The organism is Enhydrobacter sp., from assembly GCA_025808875.1.
In the GTDB taxonomy this organism is placed as follows: domain Bacteria; phylum Pseudomonadota; class Alphaproteobacteria; order Reyranellales; family Reyranellaceae; genus Reyranella.
In genome coordinates this window covers 3481076-3504495 of the sequence record CP075528.1, presented here as the reverse complement: position 1 = coordinate 3504495, position 23420 = coordinate 3481076, and the positions used below count along the sequence as shown (strand labels likewise).

The following is a 23420-nucleotide window of genomic DNA, read 5'->3' as shown; positions in this document are numbered from 1 at the left end:
GGCGCGATGACTTTTGCTTTGCGCGGCGGCCCGGCGCCCGCAGCGACGCGGTGTATGCGCCCGGCCGACGAGTTGATTCAAGGAAAAGTCGTCGCGCCCTAAAACGTCTTCTTGTCGCCCGGCTTGGCGTCGATGATCTGGATCGACGTCTGGCCCATCGCCTCCTTGTACTGGGCGGGCGTGCCGCGCAGCATCGGGTTGGAGGCGTAGTGCATCGGCCACGCCATCTTGGGCTTGACCAGCTCCTTGGTGGCGTAGGCGGCGGCCTTGGGATCCATGACGAAGTGGCCGCCGATCGGCACCAGCAGCAGGTCGGGCTTGTAGTACTCGCCGATCAGCTTCATGTCGCCGAACAGGCCGGTGTCGCCCATGTGGTAGATCTTGAAGCCGTTCTCGAGCTCGATGATGAAGCCGACCGGCTCGCCGGCCGAATAGGTCGTGTCCTTGCCGGTGACGGGATCCTTGAGCAGCATCTCCGAGGAGTGCTCGGCGCGCACCATGGTGATCTTCACGCCGGGGAACGGCTCGACGGTGCCGGTCTTGTTCATGCGCGGCACGAGGTTGGCCGGCATCAGGCCGAGCGTCAGGAGCATCTGGTTGAGGCCGGCGGGCGCCCAGATCGGCGCGTTGTGCTTCTTGGAGATCGTCATGGCGTCGCCGAGATGATCGCCGTGTCCGTGCGTCACCAGCACGAGGTCGACCTTGTCGAGCAGGTCGAGGTTCTTCAGTTCCGGCGGCGTCAGCGGGCCGCCCATGATCCACGGATCGATCAGGATCACCTTGCCGCCCGGCGTGGTGATCTTGAAGGCCGCCTGGCTGTACCACAGGATCTCCGCCTTGCCCTGCGCGTGGACGGCGCCGGCAAAGGCGAGGCATGCGGCGACGAGCACCGCCACGAGACGAGCAATCATCTTTTTTGCCTCCCGGTTCGCCCCTTCAGCGTATCACCGTTTTCCGCAGCGAAAGAGCGCACTTTCCTGTGAGCATCGGATCGCCCACCATGTGCACCGCACAATGAAGGAGACGGGCGGCCGATGAGCATCAAGGGCAAGGCCTATATCGCCGGCATCTACGAGCACCCGACGCGGCTCGCCAAGGATCTGTCGCTGGCGCAGATCCATGCCGAGGTGGCGAAGGGCGCGCTGGCCGACGCCGGGCTGACCAAGGACGACGTCGACGGCTATTTCTGCGCCGGCGACGCGCCGGGCCTCGGCCCGATGTCGATGGTCGAGTACATGGGGCTCCGGCCACGCCACGTCGATTCGACCGACACCGGCGGCTCGTCCTACGTGCTCCATGTCGGCCACGCCGCCGAGGCGATCGCGGCGGGCAAGTGCAAGGTGGCGCTGATCACGCTCGCCGGCCGGCCGCGCGCCGAGGGCATGGCGACCGGCACCGTGCCGAGGAGCCGCGGCGGCACGCCGACGCCCGACGAGCCGTTCGAGTTCCCCTACGGCCCGACGGTGGTGAACATGTACGCCATGTGCGCCATGCGCCACATGCACGAGTTCGGCACGGCGGCCGAACAGCTCGCCTGGATCAAGGTCGCCGCCTCGCACCATGCGCAGCACAACCCGCATGCGCTGCTGCGCGATGTCGTCACCGTCGAGGAGGTGGTGAATTCGCCGGTCATCTCCGATCCGCTGCATCGCCTCGATTGCTGCGTCATCACCGACGGCGGCGGCGCCATCGTCGTGGTGGCGCCGGAGATCGCCCGCTCGCTGAAGCGGCCCAAGGTCAAGCTGATCGGCGCCTCGGAGTTCATCAAGACGCAGATGGGCGGCAAGGTGGATCTCACCTATTCCGGCGCGCGCTTCTCGGGTTCGGCGGCTTTCGCCGAGGCGGGCGTGACGCCGTCCGACATCAAGTACGCCTCGATCTACGACAGCTTCACCATCACGGTGCTGATGCAGCTCGAGGATCTCGGCTTCTGCCAGAAGGGCAAGGGCGGCAGCTTCGTGGCCGACGGCAACCTGATCGCGGGCCAGGGCAGGCTGCCCTTCAACACCGACGGCGGCGGCCTCTGCAGCAACCATCCGGGCAACCGGGGCGGCCTGACCAAGGTGCTCGAGGCGGTGCGCCAGCTCAGGGGCGAGGCCCATCCCAAGGTGCAGGTGAAGAACTGCGACCTCGCCATCGCGCACGGCACCGGCGGCTCACTCGGCCTGCGCCACGGCAGCGCCACCGTCATTCTGGAGAGGGAGTAGTCCGATGGCCGAGAGCCCGATGGAGAAGAAGGAACGCAAGCTGCCGGCGCCGGCCGTCAGCGCCGAGACCCAAGCCTATTGGGACGCCGCCGCCAGGGGCAAGCTGCTGGTGAAGAAATGCACCGCCTGCGGCGAATTCCACCACTATCCGCGCGCGCTCTGCCCGTTCTGCTTCTCCGACAAGACCGAATGGGTCGAGGCGTCGGGCAAGGGTACGATCTATTCCTACTCGGTGATGCGCCGCGCGCCGGTGCCCTACGCCATGGCCTACGTCACGCTGGCCGAGGGCCCGCGCATGGTGACGAACATCGTCGATTGCGACCTCGACAAGCTCCGGGTCGAGCAGCCGGTGAAGCTCGTCTTCAAGCCGACCGACGGGGGACCGCCGCTGCCGATGTTCACGCCGGCGTGACGGCAGCCACGACGAGCGCGACCAGCGCGAACGTCATCAGCGTCGCTCGTGCAACGTGGGACCACTCCCAGCGGTCGCGCAGCGTCGTCCAATCGCCTACCGAACTCGCCTTGCCGATTCCGAAGAAGGTCGCGCCGGCCGACCGAGCTTCTCCTTGCCGAGCCAGACCTTGTTCACGGGATGAGTGATCGTCCAATAGACGGCATGGGCAAGCAGCATGAACAAGAGAGCCGCAGCCAATGCCCCCGTGGTCGGCGTCCGCTCGGCCGGCGTCAGGGCGAGCAGCCCCGCCGTCGCGAGAAACGCCAGCGGCTCACCGAACACGCCGCCGATGGTGAATCCCGGATAGTAGATCGTCTGCACGGCGCGGAACGTCGCCTCGTCCAGTCGACGCTTGCCCGGCAGTTCCAGCGCGTGGGCGAGCGCCAGGCCCATGCCCACGGCGACCAGGATGATGCTCAGGACGTGGAGAGTGGCGACCATCCCGAATCGAACGAAGCCCTCGCGCCGCGGATTGCCTCGACGAGCGCCTCGCGCGAGTTCGCCACCGCGAAGATGTAGCGGTCCGGCCGCAGGATAGCCGCGCGCGCGCCGTGCGCCGCGAGCCAATCCATTCCTGCCCCAGGCAGCAGTACCGCGGCCGGCATATCGATACCCTCGAGCAATGCCGGTTCGCCGACGATGGCGAACCGCCGGCCGATCGCCTCGTCCATGAGGCGGCCGCCGGGCAGGCGCGACTGCGGGAAGATGGTGCCGACCGGGGATGGTGCGTCGGCGCGAAAGCCCGGTCCGAGTTGCGGCTGCGGGAAGTCGAACATCTCGGCGCCCTTGTCGAAGCGGCGGTCGCGCTCCTCGACGGCCGTGGGTTCGGTCGCCTGGATGACCGCGCCGAGCTTCACGGCAAGCTCGATGAAGGCGCGCACGTGCGGCAGGCGCTCGCTCTCGTATGTGTCGAGCAGCCTTTCGTCGGTTCCGTCCCGCACGACCGCCGCAAGCTTCCAGGCGAGGTTGGCGGCATCGCGCATGCCCGCGCACATGCCCTGGCCGAGGAAGGGCGGTGTCTGATGGCAGGAATCTCCGGCCAGCAAGAGACGGCCCTTGCGCCAGCCTTCCTGCACCACCGAATGGAAGGTGTAGACGGCCGAACGCTCGACCGTGGCGTCCTCGGGCCCGAGCCAGCGCGCCATCATCGGCCAGAAGACATCGGGATCGATGAGACGCGCGGGATCGTCGCCCGGCATCTGCATGATTTCCCAGCGTCGTCGCACGCCGCTGACGTTGACGACGGTCATCGGCCGCTTCGGATCGCAGAGTTGGATCGTGTACTCGGGCAAAGCGCGCACCCGCGGCGACTCTGGATCGCACAGCAGGTCGACCACCAGCCAGGGCTGGTGCAATCCGAGATCGCACTGTCGGCTGCCGATAGCGTGGCGTACCAGTGAGCGCGCACCATCGCACCCCACCACATAGCGTGCGTCGAGTTCGTCGACGGAGCCGACGTCGTGGCCGAGATGAAGGCGGACGTTGGCGAAGCGCTCGAGGCCGCCGCGCAGGATCCGCTCCAGCGTCGGCTGATGGAAATACCAGTTGCCGGCCCAGCCGTGCGGCCCCTGCCCCTCGATGCCGCGCCGGACCATCAGGGTGCGCCCCCCGGCATCGATGAAGTGCATGCCCCTCGACGAGGCGCGGGTTGCCGCGGCAATGGGCTCCGCCAGGCCTGTGGCCTGGAAGACTCGCATCACCTCGCCGTCGAAGTGCACGGCGCGCGGCAGCGGATGGATCTCGCTGTCGCGCTCGTAGATGGCGACCGAAAGGCCCGCCTGCCCGAGCAGGTTGCCGAGCAGGGCGCCGACCGGCCCGCAGCCGACGATGGCGACGTCTGCGCTCAGCTGTGCAGCGCCTGCCACACGCGCTCGGGTGTCGCCGGCATGTCGACGTGCCGGCCGCCCAGCGCGTCGGCGATGGCGTTCATCACCGAAGGCAGGGATCCGGCGCAGCCCGCCTCGCCGCAGCCTTTGGCGCCGAGCAGGTTGGTCCTGGCCGGCACCGAATGGTAGCCGATGGCGAAGGAGGGGACGTCGTCGGCGCGGGGCAGCGCGTAGTCGGTGAAGCTGCCGCTGAGCAGCTGGCCGTCCTCGCTGTAGACGACGCGCTCGAACAGCGCCTGGCCGATGCCCTGCACCACGCCGCCGTGGCTCTGGCCCTCGACGAGCAGCGGATTGATGACCGTGCCGAAGTCGTTGATCATGGTGTACTTCACCACCTCGACAATGCCCGTGTCTGGGTCGATCTCGACCTCGGCGACGTGCGCGCCGTTGGGAAAGGCCGACGGCGCGGCCTCGTGCACATGGCTGACGTCGAGGCTCGTCGGCACGCCTTCGGGCAGCGTCAGCCCGCCGCGCAGCTTCTCGGCCAGCTCCATGATGCCGACGCCTCGGTCGGTACCGACGATGTTGAAGCGGCCGAGCCTGAACTCGATGTCGGCCGCCGACGCCTCCAGTACGGCGCCGGCGATCTGCTTGCCCTTGTCGATCACCTTGTCGGAGGCTTCCACGATCGCCGCGCCCGACGCCATGATCGACTTGGAGCCGCCGGTGCCGCCGCCGGCGACGAGCAGATCGCTATCGCCCTGGATCAGCTTGATCCGGCGGAACGGGATGCCGAGCTTCTCGGTCAGCACCTGGGCGAAGGGCGACCAGTGGCCCTGCCCGTAGTCGAGCGTGCCGGTGATGATGGTGACGTCGCCGTTGGCCTCGAAGCGGATGCCGCCCATCTCCTTGATCGGGGGCGCGGTGACCTCGAGATAGTTGCCGATGCCGAGGCCGCGCAGTCTGCCGCGCGCTCTGCTGTTCTGCCGGCGCGCGGGAAAGCCGGCGACATCGGCCGCCGCCAGCGCCTTGTCGAGCACGGCCGTAAACTCGCCCGAATCGTAGGTCGTGCCCGACGCGGTCTTGTAGGGCATCTCCTCCGGCCTGATGTGGTTGCGCTTGCGCATCGCCACCGCGTCGATGCCCATCTCGCGCGCCGCCGTCTCGATCAGGCGCTCCATGAAGTAGTTGGCCTCGGGCCGGCCCGCGCCGCGATAGGCGCCTACCGGCGAGGTGTGTGTGAACACCACCTTGCTCGATACCTCGATCAGCGGCGTGCGGTAGATGGCGGCGATGTTGCGCGTCACGCCCATCGATCCCATCAGCGGGCCGACGTTGGCGAGATAGGCGCCGACGTTGGCGTAGCCGTCGAGGCGCAGCGCGAGGAAGGTGCCGTCCTGGTCGAGTGCGAGCTCGGCGTCGAAATCGTGGTCGCGGCCGTGCTGGTCGCTGAGGAAGCTGCCGCTGCGCTCGTCGGTCCACTTCACCGGCCGCCCAAGCAGCCGCGAGGCATGGAACAGGCCGGCATACTCGGGAAACGGCGAGCCCTTCATGCCGAACGAGCCGCCGACATTGCCGGTCAGCACGTGCATCTGCTCGGGCTTGATGCCGAGCAGCGCCGCCATCTGGTGCTTCATGCCGAAGGCACCCTGGTTGCCGACGTGGAACGTGTAGCGGTCGCTCGCCTTGTCGTAGTGTGCGACTGCCGAGCGCGGCTCCATGGCGCAGACGACGATCCGGTTGCTGACCAGGCGCAGGCGCGTGACATGGGCGGACCGGGCGAAGGCGTCCGCCACCTTGGCGGTGTCGCCATAGTGGAAGTCGACGCAGAGATTGCCGGGCGCCTCGTCGAACACCAGCGGCGCGCCCGGCTGCGCACTGGCGCGGGCGTCGGTGACGGCGGCAAGCGCATCGATGTCGAGTTGGACGGCCTCGGCGGCGTCCTTGGCCTGCGCCAACGTCTCGGCGACGACGAAGGCGACGGGATCGCCGACGAAGCGCACCCTGTCGGTGGCGAGCGAATGGCGCGTCGGAGCCTTCATCGGCGATCCATCGCGATTGGGAACCGGAATCAGGGTCTTGAGCGGACCGTAGCCCGCGGCGTTGAGATCGGTCCCCGTCCAAACGCCCAGCACGCCCGGCATGGCCTTCGCCTGGCCGGTGTCGATGCCCTTGATGATGCCGTGCGCGACCTGGCTTCGCACCATGACGGCATGTGCCTGCGCCGGCAGATTCACGTCGTCGGTATAGCGGCCATGGCCGCGCAGCAGCGTCGGATCCTCCTGCCGCGGCACCGGCTGGCCGATGCCGAATTTCATCAGGTTGAGATCGTCCGCGTCCTGGGCGACGTTCATGGGCGGTCCATTCCGAAAAAGGTGGGAGATCGGTTCCGATCATAGCGCACGAGGCGGGGGCCTGTGCTAGTCATTGCCGTCATGTCGAACCTCGATCCCGTCACGCTCACGGTCATCCAGAACGGCCTGATCCAGGTCTGCAACGAGATGGATCTCGCCTTCGTGCGCTCCGCCTTCTCGCCGGTGATCTCCGAGGGCATGGACCGGTCCGACGGCATCTACGACGCGCTCGACGGATCGTTGATCGCGCAGGGCGAACTCGGCCTGCCGGTGTTCGTCGGCACCATGCAATTCTCGACCCGTGCCGTCATCGATCGGGTGAAGAGCCATTATGCGGGAAAGGTCGACCCCGGCGACGTCTTCATCGTCAACGACCCCTATCTCGGCGGCACGCATCTGATGGATGTCAGGTTCGTGAAGCCCTTCTTCCATAGGGGTGAACTGTTCGCCTGGCTCGCCAACACCGGCCACTGGCCCGACGTGGGCGGCATGGTGCCGGGCGGCTTCTCGGCGAGCGCGACCGAGGTCGAGCAGGAGGGGCTGCGCCTGCCGCCGGTGAAATTCTTCAAGAAGGGCGAGATGGACCAGGAGATCCTGTCGATCATCCTCTCCAACATCCGCATCGCCGACCAGCGCATCGGCGACATCAAGGCCCAGGCAGCCGCGCTCGCCACCGGCGAGCAGCGGCTCGCGGCGCTGATCGACCGCTATGGCGCCGGCACGGTCCGGCAGGCCATCGCCGAGATGCGCCATCGCGCCGAGCGCCAGATGCGCGCCAGGATCGCCGCCATCCCCGACGGCGTCTACGAAGGAACCTCGCACGTCGACAGCGACGGCGTGGTCGACGAGCCGCTGACGATCCGGATGAAGATCACGAAGAAGGGCGAGGGCCTGACCTTCGACATGACCGGCTCCAGCCCGCCCTGCCGCGGGCCGATGAACAGCGTCATCGCCACCACCAAGTCGGCGATCTATCTCGCCATCAAGCACATCTTCCCGGACGTGCCGATCAACTCGGGCACGTTCGAGCCGCTCGAGATCGTCGAACCGGAAGGCACGTTTCTCTACGCGCGGTATCCGCGGCCGGTCTCGGGCTGCGCGGCCGAGGTGAGTCAGCGCATCGCCGAAGCCGTGTTCGCCGCATTGACCAGGGCGATTCCCGACCTGCTGTTCGCAGCTCCCGCCGGCACGTCGGGCAATCTCGGCATCGGCGGCTACGACCCCGAGCGCAAGAAGAACTACATCATGTATCTCTTCACCGGCGGCGGCTACGGCGGGTTCCGGGGCGGTGATGGACTGTCGAACGGCTGCTCGACCATCGGCATCTCCAAGATGCCGCCGGTCGAGGTGCTCGAGCAGTTCTACCCCGTGCTGTTCGAGGAGTTCTCGCTGCGCGAGGGCTCGGGCGGCGCCGGCGAATATCGTGGCGGCTTCGGTATCAACTACGCGATCAGGCTGCGCCGCGGCGAGGCCCGCGTCTCGATGGTCATGGACCATGGCCGCACCGGCCCGCAGGGCGCCCTCGGCGGCGAGGCCGGAGCGACCAACACCGTCGCCGTGACGCAGGCCGGCAAGACCTATCGTCCGCCGCACCTGTCGAAGGACCAGGACATCCAGATCGGCGTCGGCGACGTGGTGCGCGTGTCGACGCCGGGCGGCGGTGGGTTCGGCGATCCGGCCAGGCGCAAGGCCGAACTGATCGAGCGCGACGTGGCGCGCGGCTATTATACCACCGACGAGGCGCGCGTCAGGTTCGGGCGTCCGGCGGCGACGTGATGCGGCGCCGAAGCCTCCTCGTGGGGATTGCCGTCGGCGCGGCCGCGCCGGCCGCGGCGCAGCTGCGCATGCCGACGCGGTGGTACGGCGTGCAGGTCGAGGGCAATGCCTTCACCGTGGAGATGCCGGGTATTCCCGACCACCGCGTCGTCAACGACGCCTCGGCGCGCGGCACGGCCTTCGCGCTCCATTCCTACAGCCTCGAGATGGGCGGCTTCTCCTATGTCGTGCAGACCGCGCTTTATCCGCGCGACGTCGACACGACCCAGCCGCGCGGCCTGCTGCAGACGGCGCTCGACACCCGTGCCCGGGCGCTCGAGGGCGGCAGGTGGAGCCAGGTCCAGTGGCGCGAGATCCTGGCCGGCGCGGCCGCCGAATCGGTCGGCACCCTGCGCGGCGGCAACGGCTTGCGCCAGCTCGTGCTGCTGAAGGAGCATCGCTTCGCCTCGCTCGCCTTCATGGGGCCGGCGGGCAGCACCAGCGGGCCGGATGCCGAGCGCTTCTTCAAGTCGTTCAAGATGGCGTGACGTGACGAGGCCACGTCTCCATGTCCTGGCGCTCGGCGGCACCATCGCCACGCGGCCCGATTCGTCCGGGGCCATGCAGATGGGCCTGGGCGCCGACGATCTGGTGTCGGCGGTGCCGAGGCTCGGCGAGCTGGCGGAGATAAGGGCCGAGACGGTGTCGCGGGTCGGCAGCCATTCGCTGTCCTTCGACCAGATCCATGCGCTGGCGACGAGGATCAAGGGGCTCGACGTTGATGGCGTGATCGTGACACAGGGCACCGATACGCTCGAGGAGACGGGATTTCTCCTCGACCTGCTGCTCGACCGCGACGTTCCCGTCATCGTCACCGCCGCCATGCGCAACCCCGCGCTCACGTCGCCGGACGGGCCGGGCAATCTCCTCGCCGCCGCGCGCGTCGCCTGCGATCCGTGGTTCCGCGCCCACGCCAGGGCGATCGGAGTGGTCGCCGTGATGCTGGACGAGGTCTATGCGGCGGCGGACGTGCTCAAGATTCATCCGACACGCCTCAATGCCTTCGCGTCGCCGCAGACAGGACCGCTCGCCGCCCTGGTCGAGGATCGCCTCGTGCCGCTCGGCCTGCCGGTGCGCGACGCCGTCGTCGCGGCGCGTCGGCGGCTCGGTTCGGCGCACCGCGGCACGGCCGCGCCGGTCGCGCTGTTGTCGATGGGCCTCGACGAGGCGGGCGGGTTGATCGCGGCGCTGCTCGAGGCGCGCGACCGCCTCGGCTACCGCGGCGCCGTAATCGCCGCCATGGGCGGCGGACACGTGCCGGAGCGCGTCGCCGACCTCATGCCGCGCCTCGCCGCGGCCCTGCCGACCGTGATCGCGCCGCGCGCCGGCGGCGGGCCGATGCTGCGACAGACTTACGGTGGCCCGAGCGCGGAGATTGCGCTACGCAAGGCCGGTCTCATCTGGGGCGGTCGCTTGCATCCGGTGAAGGCGCGCGTGCTTCTCGAAACGTGCCTGCGCGCCGGTCTGGATCGTGCGGCGATCGCCGAGGTGTTCGACGCGTTCGGATAGGGGAACGCCATGTTCGAGACTCTCGACGCGACCCTGCTGGCACGACTGCAATTCGCCTTCACCGTCTCGTTCCACTTCATCTTTCCTGCCTTCTCGATCGGGCTGGCGAGCTACCTCGCGGTGCTCGAGGGGCTGTGGTTGTGGACCGGACGGCAGGTCTATCTCGATCTCTTCAAGTACTGGCTGAAGATCTTCGCGCTCGCCTTCGGCATGGGCGTGGTGTCGGGCATCGTCATGTCCTACCAGTTCGGCACCAACTGGTCGGTGTTCTCCGACAAGGTCGGCCCGGTGATCGGGCCGCTGATGGCCTACGAGGTGCTGACCGCCTTCTTCCTCGAGGCCGGCTTCCTCGGCGTCATGCTGTTCGGCATGAACCGGGTCGGTCGCGGCCTCCACTTTACCGCCACCCTCGCCGTCGCCGTCGGAACCTTCCTGTCGGCGTTCTGGATTCTGTCGGCCAACAGCTGGATGCACACGCCGGCCGGCCATGCCATCGCCGACAACGGCCAGTTCGTGCCCGTCGACTGGATCGCGCTGATCTTCAACCCGTCGTTTCCCTATCGCCTGGTTCACACCGTGCTGGCGGCCTACCTGACGACGGCGCTGGTGGTCGGCGGGGTCGGCGCGTGGCATCTGCTGACCGGCCGCAAGACCGAGGGCACGCGGGTCATGTTCTCGATGGCGATGGGCATGATCGCCGCCGTCATCCCGGTGCAGATCCTCGTCGGCGACCAGCACGGCCTCAACACGCTCGAGCACCAGCCGGTGAAGACCATGGCGATGGAGGGCCATTTCAAGAGCTATCCCGACGGCGCGCCCCTCGTTCTCTTCGGCTGGCCGGACGAAGGCGCAGCTCGCGTGCTCTACGAAGTCTCGATTCCCAAGGCGTCGTCCCTGATCCTCAAGCACTCGCTCGACGCGCCGCTCGACGGTCTCGACACGGTCGACCGTTCGGAGTGGCCGCCGGTGGCGATCGTCTTCTGGGCCTTCCGGATCATGGTCGGGTTGGGGTTGCTCATGCTGCTGCTGGGCGTCTGGAGCCTGCTCGCGCGATGGCGGCGGTCGCTCTACGACTGGGTGTGGCTGCACCGCTTTGCCCTCGCGATGGGACCGGCCGGCTTCGTCACGGTGATCGCCGGCTGGGTGACGACCGAAGTCGGGCGCCAGCCCTACACCGTCCATGGCCTGCTGCGCACCGCCGACTCTGTCTCGCCTCTCGAGGCACCGGCGGTGGCGGCGTCGCTGCTCGCCTTCATCGTCGTCTACTTCATCGTGTTCGGCGCCGGCACGCTCTACATCCTGCGCCTGATGTCGCGTGCGCCGCAGGCGGCCGAACCGGGCCCCGGACACGAAGGCCCGCAGCGCGCCGCCGGCATCACGCCCGCGCCGGCCGTCGCGCGGCCGGAAGGGAAGGTGTGACATGCCGGCCTTCGACCTGCCCACGATCTGGGCCTTCATCATCGCCTTTGCGATCTTCGCCTATGTCGTGATGGACGGCTTCGACCTCGGCATCGGTATTCTTTTTCCCGCGTTCGAGGAGGGACGCGAACGCGACACCGCCATGAATTCGATCGCGCCGGTCTGGGACGGCAACGAGACCTGGCTGGTGCTGGGCGGCGGCGGGCTGATGGCGGCCTTTCCGCTCGCGTATGGAGTCATCTTTTCCGCCCTCTATGCACCTCTCATCGCCATGCTGCTGGCGCTGATCTTCCGCGGCGTCGCCTTCGAGTTCCGCTGGCGCGACCCGGGGCATCGCAAGTATTGGGACGCCGCCTTCACCCTGGGGTCGATCGTCGCCACCCTGGCGCAGGGCGTGGTGCTCGGCGGCCTGCTGCAGGGCATCGCCGTCGACGAGCGATCCTACGCCGGCGGCTGGTGGGACTGGGCGACGCCGTTCAGCCTGCTGGTCGGCGTGGCGCTGCTCGCGGGCTACGGCCTGCTCGGCGCGACCTGGCTGATCATGAAGAGCGAGGGATCGTTGCTCGAACATTGCCATCGTCTGGCGCCGCGCTTCGCCGTCGCCACGCTGGTCGGCATGGCGGCGGTGAGCGCCTGGACGCCGTTCCTCGCCAACGACTACTACCTGCGCTGGTTTGCCTGGCCGCAGATCCTGTTCACCGCGCAGGTGCCGCTGCTGGTGACGCTGGCGGCCGTTGCCCTGTTCTTCACCCTGCGCCGCCGCCACACCTATTGGCCGTTCCTGATCTCGCTCGGCCTGTTCGCGCTCGGCCTGGCGGGGCTCGGCATCAGCCTCTATCCCTGGGTGGTGCCGCGCGCGCTGTCGATCTGGGATGCCGCCGCACCCGACAAGAGCCTCGGCTTCATGCTGGTCGGCGCGGCGATCATGGTGCCGATCATCCTCGCCTACACCGCCTATGCCTACTGGGTGTTCCGCGGCAAGACCGGCCACGAGGGCTATCACTGATGCCGACACGCCGTCAGTGGGCGTGGTTCTTCGGCTTGTGGCTCGCCGGCGTCGGCGCCGTCGCCTTGGTGGGCTACGGCATCAGGCTGTGGCTCAGCTAGTGCGCCGGACCGGGCGGCAGTTGAAGGCGAGCGGCCGGCCGGCATGCTCGCGCAGCGACGCCAGGTCGTCGCGGCCGGCCCATTCGTTGGCGGCGTCGCGATAGACGAAACCCTGCTCGACCGGCAGGTACTCCATGCGCCAGGTCTTGTCGGCGAAGGTCACCGAGGCGCGGTTGCGCGCATAGACGACCGAGACCTCCTTGCGGCCCTCGCAGACATAGGCGATCCCGGCAGGCCTCGGATCGTCCGCCTCCGGCCGGGCGATCGGAGTCCAGGCGACCGTTGGCGGCTGCTGCACGCACGCGCCGAGCAGGGCGGCCAATGCGATGCCGCCAATCGACAAACGACGCATCCTGCGCTTTTCTCCCGACCCACCCATTTCAGTGCCGCGAAGCTTAGCCGCCTCGCGGAAGAGGGCAATCGGGCAAATGCCACACTTCAAGCTGCGCGACGGCGCCGATCTCTTCTACGAAAGGCACGGCGAGGGACCGCCGCTGTTCCTGGTGCCCGGGCTGGGCGGCGACGGCCGCTGGTGGGGCGTCAACGTCGCCGCCCTGGCGAAGCGCTTCACCGTCGTCGTCCATGACCACCGCGGCACCGCGCGGAGCAGCCTGAGCCGCATCGACTACTCGGTCGGTCAGATGGCGGACGACGCGCTGCAGCTGATCGAGGGGTTGGGCTTCGACAAGGTCCATTGGTGCGGCCACTCGACGGGCGGGGCCATGGGCCAGGTGCTGGCGATCGAGCATCCCGAACGCATCGACCGGCTGGTGCTGAGCGCCACCTGGGCCAGGACCGACGCCTTCTTCCGCCGCCTGTTCGAAGTGCGCTCGCTGATGCTGCGCGAACTCGGGCCGGCGGCCTACCTGAAGTCGAGCGCGCTGGCGCTCAACATGCCGTCCTGGGTACGCGATCACGACGCCGATCTCGCCGCCGCCGAGGCCAAGGCGGCCGAGACGATCCCGGTGCCGGAGATCGTGCTGTCGCGCATCGCCGCCATCGTGGCGCACGACCGGCGGGACCAGCTCCAGAGGGTGCGGGCGCGGACGCTCGCCATCTGCGCGCGCGACGACATGGTGACGCCGCTCTACTTCACCGAAGAGCTGGTGCGCCTGATCCCCGACGCGCGCGCCTACGTCCTGCCGGACGGCGGGCACATGTATCCGAACGTGCATCCGGGCGAGTTTCAGCGTGTAATGACGTCCTTCCTGCTGGAGTCCTGAAGTCCATGAAGATCGAACCCAAGATCGCCGCCTTCGGCGCCGAGCTGACCGCCATCCGGCGCGACATCCACGCCCATCCCGAGCTCGGCTTCGAGGAGGAGCGCACGTCGGAGATCGTTGCCCGGAAGCTCAAGGAGTTCGGCTGCGACGTCACCACCGGGATCGGCAAGACCGGCGTGGTCGGCACGGTGCGTGTCGGCAACAACCCGCGCGCCATCGGCCTGCGCGCCGATATGGACGCGCTGCCGATGGACGAGCACAACACCTTCGAGCATCGCAGCCGGCACCAGGGCCGCATGCATGCCTGCGGGCACGACGGCCACACCACCATGCTGCTGGGCGCGGCGAGGTATCTCTCGGCGACGCGCAATTTCGACGGCACGGTGCACTTCATCTTCCAGCCGGCGGAGGAGGGACGCGGCGGCGCCGAGGCGATGGTCAAGGACGGGCTGTTCGACAAGTTCCCGTGCGAGCAGATCTTCGGCATGCACAACAGGCCCAAGCTCGACGTCGGCAAGTTCGCCATCCGCTCGGGCCCGCAGATGGCGGGCGGCGGCCTGTTCGACATCAAGATCACTGGCAAGGGCGCGCACGGCGCGCGGCCGGAGAGCGGCATCGATCCGGTGATCATCGGCACGCAGATCATCTCGGCGCTGCAGAGCGTGGTGTCGCGCAACGTGGCGCCGCTCGATTCGGCGGTGATCTCGGTGACGCAGATGCACGCCGGCGACGCCTACAACGTCATCCCGCAGGAGGCGGTGCTGCGCGGCACCATCCGCGCCTTTCGCAAGGAGACGATGGCGTTGGTCAAGGAGCGCATCGAGACGATCTCGAGGGGCATCGCCCAGACCTTGGGCGGCAAGGCCGAGCCCGACGTTCGCGTCGTCTTCCCGCCGCTGGTCAACGACCGCGACGCCGTCAAGTTCATCGCCGACGTGGCGGCCGAGATCGTCGGCGAGGAGAACATGAACCGCGAGGGGCCCTACGTCATGGCCTCGGAGGATTTCTCCTACATGCTGGAGAAGGTGCCGGGTGCCTTCATCAACATCGGCAACGGCGGCGGCGAGGGCGGCTGCGAGGTGCACAACCCGGGCTACGACTTCAACGACGAGATCCTGACGCTGGGCGCCACGCTGTGGTCACGGGTGGTCGAGAAGAAGCTGGCCAGGGACGCAAGATAGCCGATGCCGGCCACGGTCGTTCTGTGGAGCGACTACGTCAGCCCGTACGCCTATGTCGCCAAGGCATGGGCCTACGCGCTGGAGGCGGACTTCGACGTCGCGCTTGAGTGGCGGCCCTACACGCTCGACATCGCTTCCTTCCAGCAGTCGGTGGCCGAACGCGATCCGCATCACTGGCGGCGCGTGCGCTACGCCTACATGGATGCGCGGCGCTGGGCCGGCAAGCAGGGCCTCACGCTGATGGGGCCGAAGAAGATCTACTCTGCGCGTCCCGCCAATGCCGGGATGCTGTGGGCGCAACGGCACGGCGTGTTCCGCGCCTACAACGACCTGGCGTTCGACCGCTTCTGGCGGCGCGCGCTCGATCCTGAAAGCGTCGAAGCGGTCGACGCCGTGCTGGGCGAGGCCGGTGCGCCCGCCGGATTTCGCGCCTTCTACGACGGCGCCGGCGGCGCCGAGCACGACCGGCTGCGGAACGAAGCGGAGGCGTCCGGCGTTTTCGGGGTGCCGACCTTCGTCTTCGACGGCGAGCTGTTCTGGGGCGGCGATCGCATCGGATTGCTGCGCGAACGGCTCGGGGAGAAAGGCATCGGAATCCGCGTCCGAGAACAGGAGCCGACATGACCCGTTCGACCAGCAACAAGGCCGTCATGAAGCCGCGCCGCCGCGCCAGGCTGCCGGAGGCGCCTCGCCTGGCACGCAGGGCGCGCAAGACGCTGATCGTCGTGGCCGACAGTGCGCGGGCGCGCTTCTTCGAGCCCGGCGAGGGCAAGCTCGTTGTCGCGACGCGGTCGGAAATGACGGCGCCGCGGGCGCGCAAGCTCACCCGCGAACTCGTCACCGACCGGCCGGGCCGCGCCTATCGTTCGCCGGTCCGCGGCTTCAATCGCCACGCGCTGGAGCCCGCGCACGATCCGCAGAAGGTGGAAAAGCACAAGTTCGTCGCCGAGCTCGCGGGCGCGCTCGACGACGCCGTCGCCCGCTACGACCGTCTGATCGTCGTGGCGCCCCGGCGCACCCTCGGCGAGTTGCGTTCGCTGATGAGCAAGCGCGTCCAGAAGAGCGTGGCGCACGAGCTCGCCAAGGATCTCACCACCTCGACGCCGCAGGCGGTGTGGAAGGCGTTGGCCGCGGCCTTGCCGCTGCCTCTCTAGGCCGCTGCCTCTCTGGGCCGCCGTCGGGCGATCAGGGCTTTTTCGGTGGATCGGGCTGGGCCAGCGTCCGCTCGACCCTCTCGCGCAGGCGCTTGGTCTCGCCGCGCTGCTTGCGCGCGCGCTCCTTGAGCTGGCGGCCGGCACGGCGGAAGGCGTCGCCGACGGCGAACTGCGGGTCGATGAACCGCTCGTCGTCGTCCGACACGTGGTCGACGTTGATGTCGAGATGGCCGGGCAGGGCGAGGTGGATATTCACCGCGTAGCGCCCGCCGTGCGGCGGCACGCGCACATTGACGTGGCAGGCCGTGAGGCGGCCGTGGAACTTCTCGAGCGCCTCGACTTCTTCGGCGATCATCCGGGAGAGTGCGTCACTGGGCTGCGAGCCCTGGAAGCTGATCTTGAGCGGAGTTTCCATGGCAGGGAAAACGGCCCGTTCCGTGCGTGGTTGCTGTCTAGTTCTTCAGATGGGACGGCAGGCCGCGCTCCGCAAGGTAGGCCTCGAGCACGGGCGTCCACAGGCTCGGGGTGGCCGAAATGTAGTGGCCGTTGGAACCGGGCGGCGACGGCGCGAATTCGTGGAACGTGCCCTTGCCGCCGGCCGCCCGGAAGGCGGCGAAGTTCGATCGCGAATGCGACAGCGAATAGAACGAGTCGTTCTCGCCGTAGAGCCAGATCGACGGCAGGGGAAAGGCGGCGCCGCGCTTGAACAGGCTCTGGTTGATCGAGCTGGCGCTGGAGCATCCCGTGCCCATCCAGCCGCCCACGAAGTTGATCGCCGCGCGCGCCACCTGTGGCTGGCGTCCCGTCCAGGCGATGGTGAGAATGCCGCCGCGCGATTGTCCGCCGACGGCGATCCGCGTACGATCGACGAAGGGCTGGGCGAGGATGGCCGCCGTCGCCGCGTCGATGTCCTTCAGCGCGCGGTCAGCGCCTGGAATCGAGAACGGTTCCTCGCAGGTGTAGCCGCGGCCGCGATCGAGCCCGAATCCCTCGTCGTAGGTGCCCTCCGAGCCGCCGCGGCCGCGGCGCGACGGCAGGACGACGGCCCATCCGCGCGCCGTGAACCACTCGGCCAGCGAACGCGGATCGTAGACGCGGGCGAACAGGCCCGGATCGGTGCCGCGGCCGGTCGAGCCGTGATGGAAGATGAGCGTGGGGAAGGGCCCGCCGCCGGGCGGCTTGTAGGTGACGACGGCAAGCCGCAGGCTGGCGCCGTCGATCGTCGCCGCGAGGGTGCTGCGGTCCTGCGCCTGCGCCGGCCATCCCGAGAGGAGCAGCGCGAGGAGCGCTATTCCGCGGCGACCACCGCGGCCGCAGCGTCGTCGGAAGGCCGCACGCGGCGATGAGTTACCATGCGGTGATGCAAGGTGCGGATGGTGTCGCTGCCGCGGGTGAGACAAAGCCACGGAAAAAGACCATGCACGAAACAGGCGAGGGCGCCAACCAGCATGCGCCCGCCGAAGCCGAAGGCCATGCCGAGATGCTGCAGGTAGGTCTCGTCGACCGAGGCGGGATGGTCGGTGAAGCGGCGGAACATGCGGGCAGTATGCGTGGTTCGCCGGGAAGCGGGTTGCTCTGTTGGCGCCGTTCACGCAAACATCGACAATTACTTTGCGGGAGATGGCCCTTGCGTGAAAAAATATTCCTAGATCCGTTCGACCGGAAGATACTCGATTGCCTGCAGCATGATGCGGACATGCCGCTGGCCGAGATCGCCCGCCGCGTCGGGCTCTCCGCCACGCCGTGCTGGCGGCGCATCAATCGCCTGCGTGAGCGGGGGGTGATCCGCGCCAAGGTGGCGCTGCTCGATCGCAAGGCGGTGAATGCCGGGGTGACGGTGTTCGTGGCGGTGCGCACCAACCAGCACACGGCGCAGTGGCTGTCGCGCTTCGCGCGCGCCATCGCCTCGTTTCCGGAGGTCATGGACTGCTATCGCATGTCGGGCGAGATCGACTACCTGATCCGGCTCGCCTTGCCCGACATCGAGGCCTACGACGCCTTCTACAAGCGGCTGATCGCCAGGGTCGAGCTGAGCGACGTGACGTCCATGTTCGCCATGGAGGAAATCAAGTCTACCACCCGGCTGCCGTTGTCGTATCTTCCCTGACGAACAAAGGGGGGCAGGAGAACGATGAGCACGGGCAAGAATCGCAAGAAGGTGTTGATCGTCGGCCGCATGCCGCAGGCCGGAATAGACGTGCTGAAGCGGCGCGACGACGTCGACTACGAGATCCTGACGAACGATTCCGCCGCCTCGCTGCATCCCAGGCTCAAGGACGCCAACGCGGTGACGCTCGGCGCGACGCCGTTCCGCCAGGCCGAGCTCGATGTCGCGCCCGGCATGATGGTCGTGGCGCGGCTCGGCGTCGGCTTTGATGCCGTCGAGATTCCCGCGCTCAACAAGCGCAAGATTCCGCTGATGACCACCGGCATCGCCAATTCGGTGTCGGTCGCCGAGCACGCCATGTACATGCTGCTGGCCTCGGCGCGGCTCAGCCGCAAGCACGACCGCTTCGTGCGCGCCAACACGTGGGCCGAGCGGCTCAGCGATCTGCCGGCCGATCTTGCCGGCAAGGCGATCCTGGTGGTCGGCATGGGCCGCATCGGCTCGCGCACGGTGAAGCGCTGCGTCGCCTTCGAGATGGACGTCTACGTCATGGACCCCAACATCTCCGAGCCGGAGATCGCCAAGGCCGGGGCAAAGAAGGTGACCGACCTCAAGGCGATCCTGCCCAAGGTCGATTTCGTCTCGGTCCACTGCCCCAAGTCGCCGGAGACGGTGAACATGTTCAACGCCGAGACGATCGGGCTGATGAAGCCCGACGCCTTCCTGGTCAACACCGCGCGCGGCGGCATCGTCAACGAGGAGGCGCTCTACACGGCACTGACCAGCGGCAAGCTGCGCGGCGCGGGGCTCGACGTGCTCGACCGCGAGCCGCCCGATCCCAACAACAAGCTGTTCGGCCTCGAAAACGTGATCTTCAGCCCGCACATGGCCGGCGTCACCAAGGAGGCGAGCGACCGTATGGCGGTGACCGCGATCGAGAACATCCTCAGCGTCTTCGACGGCCGGCCCAACGTGGCCAACGTCGTCAACAAGGAGATCTTCAAGTAGCGAGGTCTTCGATCTCGTCGTCGGTCGGAAAACGCCCCGTCTTGCTGCGCGTGTATTTCAGGGCGCCGTCGACGGTGACGTCGAACTGGCCGGACTTGCCGGGGCGCAACTCGATGTCGGTTGCGCCCTTCTTCTGGAGGCTATCCCTCACACGGAGGGCCTGCGGCTTGTAGCCTCAAGCGCCGCAATATTCGATCAGGATCTTCATGGCGGGTAAGGTGGGCGTCTGTGCGTCCGCCAGCAAGGGGAATGGGAATGAAATATGGACCGCTCGGCCGTTCCGGCCTGATCGTCAGCCGCATCTGTCTCGGCGGCAATTCGTGGGGCGCCAAGGGACGGCGCGGCTGGGGCAAGTTCGACGAGGCCGAGGCGCCCGCCTACTTCAAGCGCGCGCTCGACGTCGGCATCACGTTCTTCGACACCGCCGACACCTATAATTTCGGCCGTTCCGAGGAGATCGTGGGCGCCACCCTGCTCAAGATGGTCAAGCGCGAGGAGATCGTGCTGTCGACCAAGGTGGGCATCCGCATGAGCGACGTGGCCAACGACGTCGGCACCGGGCGCAAGCACCTGATGGCGTCGGTCGACCAGCAGCTCAGGCGCCTGCAGACCGACTATATCGACGTCTACCAGGTCCATCGCCTCGACCCGCACACGCCGATGGAAGAGACGATGTACACGCTCGACCAGATCGTCCGTTCGGGCAAGGTGCGCTACATCGGCGGCTCGACCATGCCGGCCTACAAGTTCGCGCAGATGATCATGCTGGCGGACTGGAAGGGCCATGCCCGGCCGATCGCCATGCAGAACCTCTACAACCTCGTCCAGCGCGAGGAGGAGCGCGAGATGAACCGGCTCTGCCACGAGCAGGGCGTCGGCCTGATCCCGTACTCGCCGCTCGCCCGGGGCTTCCTCGCCGGCAACCGCAGCAAGGAGGGCGGCGGCACCACCGAGCGCTCGAAGAACGACGTCAACGTGCAGCCCGGCACCTATCGCGACTGCGACTGGGAGATCGTCGAGCGGCTGAAGAAGGTGGCGGCCGGCAAGAACGTGTCGCCGGCGCAGGCGGCGCTCGCCTGGATGCTGAGCAAGCCCTACATGGCCTCGCCCATCATCGGCGCGACCGGGCTCGACCAGCTCACCTCGGCGGCGCAGGCCACCGACGTCGCGATCACTTCCGAGGAACAGAAGCTTCTCGAGGAGCCCTATCAGTTCCGGGTGTCGCCGGCCAACTGAGCGCGCCTGCCGATCGCCCAGGCGAACCACACGGCGAGCAGCGGCAGGGTGATGGCCGCCGCCATGAAGATCGGCGGCGCGCCCCAGCGGTCGACGACGGGCGCGGCGAGCGGCACGCCGATCGCCTGACCCGTGAACAGGCAGAGCGAGAACAGCGCCAGCGCCGAGCCGCGCATTTCCGGCGCCATCTGCGTGCCGTGCGTCTGCAGCGTGTTGTGCAGCATGTAGAAGGAGACGCCCGAGAGGGCGATGGCGGCGAACGCCACGCCGGCCGACGGCGCGAAGGCCATGGCGGCGAAGGCGATGCCGAGCCCCAGCCCGCCCCACAGGCACAGGCCGCGTTCGCCGAGCAGCCGCACCAGATGCGGCGCGACCGTGACGTAGGCGAAGCCGCCGCCGCCGAAGGCGGCGACGGCGAGGCCGACGGTGGCGATGCTCAGGCCGAAGCGTTGGTGCAAGTCGGCGCCGACGAAGGTGAAGGTGCCCCAGAAGATGCCGCCCTCCAGGAGCACCACCAGGATCACAGTCCGCGCCCACGGCCGGCGCAAGACAGAGGCCATCTGGGCCGCCATCGAGCCGGCCGCGCGCGCCACGGGTCGTGCGAGATCGGTCCGGCTGCGCATCACGGCGAACAAGGCGCCGCCGGCGGCGAGATAGATCACCGCCAGCAGCCAGAAGACCGCCCGCCAGCCCAGCCAGTCGCCCAGAGCGCCGCCCAGCGCCGTGCCAGCCATCAGGCCCAGGGTCTGGCCGGCGAGGAAGCGGGCCAGCGTGGCCTGTCGTCTTTCGTAGCCGACGTTGTCGCCCACCCAGGCCATGGCGAGCGGAATGATGGCCGCGCTCGCGACCCCGGTCAGGAAGCGCGCCAGCGTCAGCATGCCGAGCGTTTCCGACAGGGCGCTCAGGATGCAGCAAAGCGCGGCTCCCAGGCATGCCAGGGCGACAACCGGCATCTTGCCGTGGCGGTCGCCGACGGGCCCGTACAGCAGGACGAACACGCCGTTGGCGAACAGGAAGGCCGTCGCCACGATCGACGCCTGTCCGACGGTGACGCCGAAGCTCGCCGAAAGCTGGACCAGGAGCGGATCGACCACCCGCATGTTGGCGGCCGCGGCGAAGGCGGCCACCGACAGCAGGACGATCGCCAATGTGGGAACGGGCCGCGGCGGCGCGGCGGAAGAGGACATCGTCAGGCGGCTTAGCGGCTGGACCGACCGATGGAAAGGCCCCTTGGCGCGAGGCGGCAATGTCCTATCTATGGGCCCATGGAAAACCTTCTCGCGCTCGCCGCCGATCCCAACGCCTGGGCGGCGCTGGTGACGCTCGTGGTCTTGGAAGTCGTGCTGGGCATCGACAACCTGATCTTCATCTCCATCCTGACCAACAAGCTGCCGGAACATCAGCGCTCGACGGCACGCAGAATCGGCATCGGGCTCGCCGTCTTCTTGCGATTGGGGCTGTTGACGGGCGTTGCCTTCATCGTCCAGCTCACGACGCCGCTGTTTTCACTGTTCGGCCACGGCTTTTCCTGGCGCGACCTGATCCTGATCGCCGGCGGCCTGTTCCTGATCTACAAGGCGACCAGCGAAATTCGCGATCAGGTCGTCGTCGACGAGGAAGCCGAGGCTGATGTTTCGGCGGCGGTCCAGGCGACCATGCTCGGCGTCATCGGTCAGATCCTGATCCTCGACCTGGTGTTCTCGCTCGACAGCATCATCACCGCCGTCGGCATGACCGATCACATCCCGATCATGGTCATCGCGGTCGTCGTCGCGGTCGTCGTGATGCTGCTGGCCGCCGATCCGCTGGCACGGTTCATCCACGACAACCCGACCATCGTCATGCTGGCGCTCGGCTTTCTGCTGATGATCGGCATGGCGCTGATTGCCGACGGCATGGGCGTCCATGTCCCCAAGGGATACATCTATGCCGCCATGGCGTTTTCCGCGCTGGTCGAGGGCTTGAATATGCTGGTGCGACGCGCGCAGCGAAAGCGCCGGCCGCTGCGCAAACGGCCGCGCTGAAACGTCCCGCGCTGACATGGGCGTGGCGGACACGCTAAGCTCGGTCCATGAAACTCAGGGATCGGGTCGCCATCGTCACAGGCGGAGCCTCGGGCATCGGCGCGGCGTCGGCCCGACTGTTCGCCGCCGAAGGCGCCAGGGTCGCGGTGGTCGACCAGGACGACGCGGGCGTCGCCGGAGTGGCCAGGGAGATCGACGGCCTCGCAATCGTCGCCGATGTCAGCAGCGATGCGCAGGCGAAGGACGGGGTCGCCCGGGTCATGCAGCGATGGGGCCGCATCGACGTGCTGCTCACCGCCGCCGGCATCTCGCTCGGCGGCACGGTCGATGCGGTGGAGGAAGCGGCGTGGGACCGGACCTTCGCCGTCAACGTCAAGGGCACCTATCTCTGGATCCATCACGCCATCAAGCCGATGCTCGCCGCGAAGTCCGGCGCGATCGTCACGGTCGGCTCGCAGCTCGCCCAGTCGAGTCCCGGCCGCAACGCCGCCTACGTCGCCTCGAAGGGCGCCATCGCGTCCTTCACCAAGACCATGGCGGTCGACCACGCGGCGCAGGGCATCCGAGTCAACGCGCTGATGCCCGGCGTGATCGACACGCCGATGCCGGCGCGTTCGCTCAAGCGCTACGCCGAGCCCGACGCGATGCGCGCCTATTGGAAGGAGCGCCATCCCATGGGCCGCATCGGGCAGCCGGAGGAGGTGGCGAAGGCCGCCCTGTTCCTCGCCAGCGACGATGCCTCGTTCATTACGGGGCATCTGATGTTCGTCGACGGCGGCTGGACCGCGCACTGACC

26 protein-coding genes are annotated in these 23420 nt (G+C 68.1%); 16 read left to right on the top strand and 10 right to left on the bottom strand.

Features of this window, described 5'->3' with window-relative positions:
• Window positions 1-98 precede the first annotated feature (98 nt).
• Window positions 99-911 carry a metal-dependent hydrolase gene (locus KIT25_17435; protein ID UYN93822.1) on the bottom strand — a complete coding sequence of 271 codons (813 nt, stop codon included), beginning with the start codon at window positions 909-911 and terminating at the stop codon, window positions 99-101.
• A gap of 123 nt (window positions 912-1034) precedes the next feature.
• Between KIT25_17435 and KIT25_17430 the strand changes: the two genes are divergently transcribed.
• Together KIT25_17430 and KIT25_17425 are read left to right on the top strand one after the other, a co-directional pair.
• Complete coding sequence (locus KIT25_17430; GenBank protein ID UYN93821.1) at window positions 1035-2207, top strand: thiolase domain-containing protein; 1173 nt, start codon at window positions 1035-1037, stop codon at window positions 2205-2207.
• 19 nt (window positions 2208-2226) lie between these two features.
• On the top strand, window positions 2227-2619 hold the full coding sequence (locus KIT25_17425; protein UYN97970.1) for a Zn-ribbon domain-containing OB-fold protein: 393 nt from the start codon (window positions 2227-2229) through the stop codon (window positions 2617-2619).
• Between the two features lie 96 nt (window positions 2620-2715).
• Here the strand turns inward: KIT25_17425 and KIT25_17420 are convergent, their stop codons facing one another.
• From KIT25_17420 to KIT25_17410, 3 genes are read right to left on the bottom strand one after another with little or no spacing between them, the layout of a single operon-like run.
• Window positions 2716-3102: a hypothetical protein gene (locus tag KIT25_17420; GenBank protein UYN93820.1), complete on the bottom strand. Its 387-nt coding sequence runs from the start codon at window positions 3100-3102 to the stop codon at window positions 2716-2718.
• Window positions 3078-4526: a bifunctional 3-(3-hydroxy-phenyl)propionate/3-hydroxycinnamic acid hydroxylase gene (locus KIT25_17415; GenBank protein ID UYN93819.1), complete on the bottom strand. Its 1449-nt coding sequence runs from the start codon at window positions 4524-4526 to the stop codon at window positions 3078-3080. The genes KIT25_17420 and KIT25_17415 overlap by 25 nt, the downstream gene beginning before the upstream one ends.
• Entirely contained in the window at window positions 4505-6841 is a 2337-nt protein-coding gene (locus KIT25_17410; protein ID UYN93818.1) for a xanthine dehydrogenase family protein molybdopterin-binding subunit, read from the bottom strand. The genes KIT25_17415 and KIT25_17410 overlap by 22 nt, the downstream gene beginning before the upstream one ends.
• A gap of 81 nt (window positions 6842-6922) precedes the next feature.
• On the opposite strand from KIT25_17410, the gene KIT25_17405 reads away from it, so the two are divergent.
• From KIT25_17405 to cydB, 5 genes are read left to right on the top strand one after another with little or no spacing between them, the layout of a single operon-like run.
• Window positions 6923-8617, top strand: coding sequence for a hydantoinase B/oxoprolinase family protein (locus tag KIT25_17405; GenBank protein UYN97969.1), 1695 nt, complete (start codon window positions 6923-6925; stop codon window positions 8615-8617).
• Window positions 8617-9144 (top strand): hypothetical protein, encoded by a 528-nt coding sequence (locus KIT25_17400; protein UYN93817.1) that lies wholly within the window; start codon window positions 8617-8619, stop codon window positions 9142-9144. The genes KIT25_17405 and KIT25_17400 overlap by 1 nt, the downstream gene beginning before the upstream one ends.
• A 1-nt stretch (window position 9145) precedes the next feature.
• The gene (locus KIT25_17395; GenBank protein ID UYN93816.1) at window positions 9146-10165 is read left to right on the top strand and encodes an asparaginase; all 1020 of its coding nucleotides are present in this window, start codon (window positions 9146-9148) and stop codon (window positions 10163-10165) included.
• 9 nt (window positions 10166-10174) lie between these two features.
• On the top strand, window positions 10175-11584 hold the full coding sequence (locus KIT25_17390) for a cytochrome ubiquinol oxidase subunit I (protein UYN93815.1): 1410 nt from the start codon (window positions 10175-10177) through the stop codon (window positions 11582-11584).
• 1 nt (window position 11585) lies between these two features.
• Window positions 11586-12590, top strand: coding sequence for a cytochrome d ubiquinol oxidase subunit II (cydB, locus tag KIT25_17385; GenBank protein UYN93814.1), 1005 nt, complete (start codon window positions 11586-11588; stop codon window positions 12588-12590).
• A 93-nt stretch (window positions 12591-12683) separates the two neighbouring features.
• Here cydB and KIT25_17380 read toward each other — a convergent pair whose 3' ends face one another.
• Window positions 12684-13043: a hypothetical protein gene (locus tag KIT25_17380; GenBank protein ID UYN93813.1), complete on the bottom strand. Its 360-nt coding sequence runs from the start codon at window positions 13041-13043 to the stop codon at window positions 12684-12686.
• Between the two features lie 76 nt (window positions 13044-13119).
• On the opposite strand from KIT25_17380, the gene KIT25_17375 reads away from it, so the two are divergent.
• Genes KIT25_17375 through KIT25_17360 form a run of 4 tightly spaced genes read left to right on the top strand, consistent with a single transcriptional unit; the run spans window position 13120 to window position 16249 of the window.
• The gene (locus KIT25_17375; protein UYN93812.1) at window positions 13120-13914 is read left to right on the top strand and encodes an alpha/beta fold hydrolase; all 795 of its coding nucleotides are present in this window, start codon (window positions 13120-13122) and stop codon (window positions 13912-13914) included.
• Window positions 13915-13919: 5 nt separating this feature from the next.
• Entirely contained in the window at window positions 13920-15095 is a 1176-nt protein-coding gene (locus KIT25_17370; GenBank protein ID UYN93811.1) for an amidohydrolase, read from the top strand.
• Between the two features lie 3 nt (window positions 15096-15098).
• Complete coding sequence (locus KIT25_17365; GenBank protein ID UYN93810.1) at window positions 15099-15719, top strand: DsbA family protein; 621 nt, start codon at window positions 15099-15101, stop codon at window positions 15717-15719.
• Window positions 15716-16249, top strand: coding sequence for a host attachment protein (locus tag KIT25_17360; GenBank protein ID UYN93809.1), 534 nt, complete (start codon window positions 15716-15718; stop codon window positions 16247-16249). Before KIT25_17365 ends, KIT25_17360 begins: the two co-directional genes overlap by 4 nt.
• Window positions 16250-16280: 31 nt before the next feature.
• Here KIT25_17360 and KIT25_17355 read toward each other — a convergent pair whose 3' ends face one another.
• The 3 genes from KIT25_17355 to KIT25_17345 are packed head-to-tail and all read right to left on the bottom strand — an operon-like array spanning window position 16281 to window position 17786.
• Complete coding sequence (locus tag KIT25_17355; GenBank protein ID UYN93808.1) at window positions 16281-16664, bottom strand: HPF/RaiA family ribosome-associated protein; 384 nt, start codon at window positions 16662-16664, stop codon at window positions 16281-16283.
• Window positions 16665-16701: 37 nt separating this feature from the next.
• Window positions 16702-17655: an alpha/beta hydrolase gene (locus KIT25_17350; GenBank protein UYN93807.1), complete on the bottom strand. Its 954-nt coding sequence runs from the start codon at window positions 17653-17655 to the stop codon at window positions 16702-16704.
• Window positions 17538-17786, bottom strand: a complete 249-nt coding sequence (locus KIT25_17345) for a hypothetical protein (protein UYN93806.1) — start codon at window positions 17784-17786, stop codon at window positions 17538-17540. The genes KIT25_17350 and KIT25_17345 overlap by 118 nt, the downstream gene beginning before the upstream one ends.
• Before the next feature lie 9 nt (window positions 17787-17795).
• Between KIT25_17345 and KIT25_17340 the strand changes: the two genes are divergently transcribed.
• Window positions 17796-18356 (top strand): Lrp/AsnC family transcriptional regulator, encoded by a 561-nt coding sequence (locus KIT25_17340; GenBank protein UYN93805.1) that lies wholly within the window; start codon window positions 17796-17798, stop codon window positions 18354-18356.
• A gap of 24 nt (window positions 18357-18380) precedes the next feature.
• The gene (locus tag KIT25_17335; GenBank protein UYN93804.1) at window positions 18381-19364 is read left to right on the top strand and encodes a hydroxyacid dehydrogenase; all 984 of its coding nucleotides are present in this window, start codon (window positions 18381-18383) and stop codon (window positions 19362-19364) included.
• Here the strand turns inward: KIT25_17335 and KIT25_17330 are convergent.
• On the bottom strand, window positions 19357-19515 hold the full coding sequence (locus KIT25_17330) for an Rdx family protein (GenBank protein ID UYN93803.1): 159 nt from the start codon (window positions 19513-19515) through the stop codon (window positions 19357-19359). The two genes, KIT25_17335 and KIT25_17330, sit on opposite strands and share 8 nt — an antisense overlap.
• A gap of 104 nt (window positions 19516-19619) precedes the next feature.
• Here KIT25_17330 and KIT25_17325 point away from each other — a divergent pair, with 104 nt between their 5' ends.
• A complete protein-coding gene (locus tag KIT25_17325; GenBank protein UYN93802.1) occupies window positions 19620-20600 on the top strand; it encodes an aldo/keto reductase in 981 nt (326 codons plus the stop codon).
• Here the strand turns inward: KIT25_17325 and KIT25_17320 are convergent.
• On the bottom strand, window positions 20573-21787 hold the full coding sequence (locus tag KIT25_17320; GenBank protein ID UYN93801.1) for an MFS transporter: 1215 nt from the start codon (window positions 21785-21787) through the stop codon (window positions 20573-20575). The genes KIT25_17325 and KIT25_17320 overlap by 28 nt on opposite strands.
• A gap of 78 nt (window positions 21788-21865) precedes the next feature.
• Here KIT25_17320 and KIT25_17315 point away from each other — a divergent pair, with 78 nt between their 5' ends.
• Both KIT25_17315 and KIT25_17310 read left to right on the top strand, forming a co-directional pair.
• A complete protein-coding gene (locus KIT25_17315) occupies window positions 21866-22624 on the top strand; it encodes a TerC family protein (GenBank protein UYN93800.1) in 759 nt (252 codons plus the stop codon).
• A gap of 47 nt (window positions 22625-22671) precedes the next feature.
• The gene (locus KIT25_17310; protein UYN93799.1) at window positions 22672-23418 is read left to right on the top strand and encodes a glucose 1-dehydrogenase; all 747 of its coding nucleotides are present in this window, start codon (window positions 22672-22674) and stop codon (window positions 23416-23418) included.
• Window positions 23419-23420 lie beyond the last annotated feature (2 nt).

Excerpts from the sequence above, each read along its gene's own strand:
- KIT25_17435 (UYN93822.1), bottom strand. The coding sequence starts at position 911 with ATGATTGCTCGTCTCGTGGCGGTGCTCGTCGCCGCATGCCTCGCCTTT.
- KIT25_17430 (UYN93821.1), top strand. The coding sequence starts at position 1,035 with ATGAGCATCAAGGGCAAGGCCTATATCGCCGGCATCTACGAGCACCCG.
- KIT25_17425 (UYN97970.1), top strand. The coding sequence starts at position 2,227 with ATGGAGAAGAAGGAACGCAAGCTGCCGGCGCCGGCCGTCAGCGCCGAG.
- KIT25_17420 (UYN93820.1), bottom strand. The coding sequence starts at position 3,102 with ATGGTCGCCACTCTCCACGTCCTGAGCATCATCCTGGTCGCCGTGGGC.
- KIT25_17410 (UYN93818.1), bottom strand. The coding sequence starts at position 6,841 with ATGAACGTCGCCCAGGACGCGGACGATCTCAACCTGATGAAATTCGGC.
- KIT25_17405 (UYN97969.1), top strand. The coding sequence starts at position 6,923 with ATGTCGAACCTCGATCCCGTCACGCTCACGGTCATCCAGAACGGCCTG.
- KIT25_17400 (UYN93817.1), top strand. The coding sequence starts at position 8,617 with ATGCGGCGCCGAAGCCTCCTCGTGGGGATTGCCGTCGGCGCGGCCGCG.
- KIT25_17390 (UYN93815.1), top strand. The coding sequence starts at position 10,175 with ATGTTCGAGACTCTCGACGCGACCCTGCTGGCACGACTGCAATTCGCC.
- cydB (UYN93814.1), top strand. The coding sequence starts at position 11,586 with ATGCCGGCCTTCGACCTGCCCACGATCTGGGCCTTCATCATCGCCTTT.
- KIT25_17380 (UYN93813.1), bottom strand. The coding sequence starts at position 13,043 with ATGCGTCGTTTGTCGATTGGCGGCATCGCATTGGCCGCCCTGCTCGGC.
- KIT25_17375 (UYN93812.1), top strand. The coding sequence starts at position 13,120 with ATGCCACACTTCAAGCTGCGCGACGGCGCCGATCTCTTCTACGAAAGG.
- KIT25_17370 (UYN93811.1), top strand. The coding sequence starts at position 13,920 with ATGAAGATCGAACCCAAGATCGCCGCCTTCGGCGCCGAGCTGACCGCC.
- KIT25_17365 (UYN93810.1), top strand. The coding sequence starts at position 15,099 with ATGCCGGCCACGGTCGTTCTGTGGAGCGACTACGTCAGCCCGTACGCC.
- KIT25_17360 (UYN93809.1), top strand. The coding sequence starts at position 15,716 with ATGACCCGTTCGACCAGCAACAAGGCCGTCATGAAGCCGCGCCGCCGC.
- KIT25_17355 (UYN93808.1), bottom strand. The coding sequence starts at position 16,664 with ATGGAAACTCCGCTCAAGATCAGCTTCCAGGGCTCGCAGCCCAGTGAC.
- KIT25_17345 (UYN93806.1), bottom strand. The coding sequence starts at position 17,786 with ATGTTCCGCCGCTTCACCGACCATCCCGCCTCGGTCGACGAGACCTAC.
- KIT25_17340 (UYN93805.1), top strand. The coding sequence starts at position 17,796 with ATGCGTGGTTCGCCGGGAAGCGGGTTGCTCTGTTGGCGCCGTTCACGC.
- KIT25_17335 (UYN93804.1), top strand. The coding sequence starts at position 18,381 with ATGAGCACGGGCAAGAATCGCAAGAAGGTGTTGATCGTCGGCCGCATG.
- KIT25_17325 (UYN93802.1), top strand. The coding sequence starts at position 19,620 with ATGAAATATGGACCGCTCGGCCGTTCCGGCCTGATCGTCAGCCGCATC.
- KIT25_17320 (UYN93801.1), bottom strand. The coding sequence starts at position 21,787 with ATGTCCTCTTCCGCCGCGCCGCCGCGGCCCGTTCCCACATTGGCGATC.
- KIT25_17315 (UYN93800.1), top strand. The coding sequence starts at position 21,866 with ATGGAAAACCTTCTCGCGCTCGCCGCCGATCCCAACGCCTGGGCGGCG.
- KIT25_17310 (UYN93799.1), top strand. The coding sequence starts at position 22,672 with ATGAAACTCAGGGATCGGGTCGCCATCGTCACAGGCGGAGCCTCGGGC.